The sequence below is a fragment of the Deltaproteobacteria bacterium genome, assembly GCA_009930495.1.
In the GTDB taxonomy this organism is placed as follows: Bacteria; Desulfobacterota; Desulfovibrionia; order Desulfovibrionales; family Desulfomicrobiaceae; genus Desulfomicrobium.
The window spans coordinates 1-2,908 of record RZYB01000253.1 but is presented as its reverse complement, the minus strand read 5'-3'; the positions used below and the strand labels follow the sequence as shown (position 1 = coordinate 2,908).

The window sequence follows — 2,908 nt, the reverse complement described above, 5'->3', positions numbered from 1 at the left end:
CTTCGGGACGCCATGGATCTTTCGGTGGAGGACATGGCCTCGCAGTTGGGCGCCACGCCCGCCGATGTTCTCAAGTACGAGTCCGGTGACAGCGAAATTCCGGTCAGCTATCTTTTCAACGTGGCGCAGGCCTTTCAGGTGGACCTGACCGTGCTTATTTCCGGCAAGGAAGCCCACCTGCACACTGCATCCCTGGTTCGCGCCGGCAAGGGTATGAGCGTCGAACGCCGCAAGGATTATGACTACAAGAGTTTGGCCTACCGTTTCGTGGGCCGCAAGATGGAGCCGTTTATCGTCACCGTGCCGCCCAAGGACCAGGACGCCCTGACCTTCAACGAACATCCCGGCCAGGAATTCATCTACGTACTCAAGGGCAAGCTCGAAATTTCCCTGGGTCAGGCCGTGCACGTCATGGAACCTGGCGACAGCCTGTATTTTACCTCGCGTACTCCTCACGCCCTGCGCGGTTTGGATGGCCAGCCGGCCGAGTTTCTGGATGTGATTATTTAGGGGCTGGGTTTTGTCGCCTGGTCCCGAATTGTCCCGCTATCCAGAACCATTCATTTCGAGGAGTACACTGATGATCAAAAAATTGCGCCCCGCGTCGTATGAAGAATTTCAGGCCGCGTTTGCCTTGAATATCCCCGCCAACTACAATTTCGCCTTCGATATGGTCGACGCCACGGCCGCGACCGAGCCCGACCGGTTGGCCATGGTCCACGTGGACGACGCTGGCGTTCGCCGCGAGTATACGTTTGCCTATTTTTCCGAGGAATCCAGCCGGCTGGCCAATGCGTTGCGCGCCTTGGGGCTTGGCCGGGGCGACAAGGTCATGATCATTCTGCACCGCCGTGTCGAATTTTGGACGACCATGCTCGCCCTGCACAAGCTGGGCGCCCTGGGCGTACCCTCGCCGGCCCTGCTCACGGCCAAGGACATCACCTACCGGGTCAATTTCGCCGCCATCAAGGCCGCCATCGTCGACACCTCGGTCCGGGCCACGGTGGAAGCGGCTCAGCCGGATTGTCCTTCCCTGTCCCTTTTGGTCATGGCCGGCCTGAATACGGCCGAGGCCGGATGGCACGGTTTTTCGCAAATTTGCGCCCAGGCGGCGCCGTCCTTTCCGCGCCCGGCCGACGCGCCCGGTGGCGAAGATCCGGCCACCATTTATTTCTCTTCCGGTACCACCGGCCAGCCCAAGATGGTCCTGCACAACTTCAACTATCCGTTTGGCCACGTCATGACCGCATCGTATTGGCATGACATCGAGCCGGGCAACCTGCACCTGACCGTGGCCGATACCGGCTGGGCCAAGTCCGTGTGGGGCAAGTTTTACGGTCAGTGGCTGGCTGGCGGCGTGGTTTTTGTCTGGGATTATCGCGGCAAGTTCGATCCGGGCGCGCTGCTGAAAATCATCGCCGAGCACAAGGTCACCAATTTCTGCGCTCCGCCGACCATTTATCGTTTTCTGGTTCGCGAGGATCTGTCCAAGTACGACCTTTCGGCCCTGCGTCATTGCACCACGGCCGGAGAATTGCTCAACGAAAGCGTGTTCGAGACCTGGCTGGAGAAACTCGGAATGCCCATTTACGAGGGCTACGGCCAGACCGAGACCACCCTGCAGATCGCTACATTTCCTTTCATGAAGCCCAAGGCCGGCTCCATCGGCAAGCCCTGTCCGGGCTGGGACATCACGCTGCTGGACGACAACGACGAGCCCTGTCCGCCTGGCGTGGAAGGGGAGATCTGCATCCGTACCGAGCCCCAGCGGCCGGTGGGGTTGTTTTCCTGTTACCTCCTGGACGAGGCCAAGACCTCAAGCGTCATGGGCGGAGGGTACTACCGCACCGGCGACAAGGCCTGGATGGACGAGGACGGGTATTTCTGGTTTTTGGGCCGCATTGACGATCTGATCAAAAGTTCGGGCTATCGTATCGGACCATTCGAGGTCGAAAGCGCCCTGGTTTCGCATCCAGCCGTGGTCGAGGCCGCCGTCACCGGCATACCCGACCCGGATCGTGGCCAGGCCGTCAAGGCAACCGTTACCCTGGCTCCGGGCTACGAGCCGTCGACCGAGTTGACTCGTGAACTCCAGAATCATGTCAAAAAGGTGACCGCGCCCTACAAGTACCCGCGTGTCGTCGAATACGTGAAGGAGCTGCCAAAAACCATCAGCGGCAAGATCAAACGCGCCGAGATCCGGGCCAAGGATCAGGGGTGACGGGCCCAGAGGACGAATGCGGGGCTCCGCCCCGCGCCCCGCAAGGGACTCGTCCCTTGACCCGATCATGTGGAGTGAAGGCCATGCCCGTTGCATGGCCTTTTTTTTGCTAATGTGACGACATGGTTGCAGCTTTGGTTATAAAGTATTTTTCGGCGGAGGCCATGTCGTGAAGGTCTGGGTATTTTATCCGCCTCTCAAGGTAATGTCCGGCGGGTGCATGGTCTTGCTCCAGATTGCCCGTCAGTTGCTGAGCCTGGAGCGGCTTGGCGGCATCTTGTATTGGGACGCGCCGCCCCAGGGGCCTGATTGCGCCGGCTTGCCGTGGATCAAGGCCGCGCACGCCCCCGTGCGATCCGAAGATATCGTGGTGGTGCCCGAGGGTTGGCCCAATGCCTTGGCCTTTGGGTTTCGCGCCAAGTGCCGAACCGTGGTCTATTGTCAGAACTGGGCGTATCTTTTTCACGGACTTGAGCCGGCTCTGCGCTGGCGTGATTTGCCCGTGGAGTTTTGGGCCGTGTCCGATCCCGTGGCCTGGCACATGGAACAGGTTTTGGGCAGGCGTCCGGCCATCATTCGTCCGGCCATTGATACCGGGCTGTTCCGCCCATCCGAGTCCAAGCCGTCCGGCCCTCCGCGCATCGCTTTCATGCCCCGCAAGAACAAAGCCCTGGCCGATCAGATCCG

The 2,908-nt window shown here is 60.4% G+C and carries 3 protein-coding genes; all 3 read left to right on the top strand.

What is annotated here, in order from left to right:
• Window positions 1–510 (top strand): XRE family transcriptional regulator (locus EOL86_13360; GenBank protein ID NCD26563.1); only part of this gene is annotated, 510 nt, incomplete at its 5' end.
• Between the two features lie 70 nt (window positions 511–580).
• Window positions 581–2,221, top strand: a complete 1,641-nt coding sequence (locus EOL86_13355; GenBank protein ID NCD26562.1) for an acyl-CoA synthetase — start codon at window positions 581–583, stop codon at window positions 2,219–2,221.
• 169 nt (window positions 2,222–2,390) lie between these two features.
• Window positions 2,391–2,908, top strand: a 518-nt coding sequence (locus EOL86_13350) for a glycosyltransferase family 1 protein (protein NCD26561.1), incomplete at its 3' end; no start/stop codon positions are given.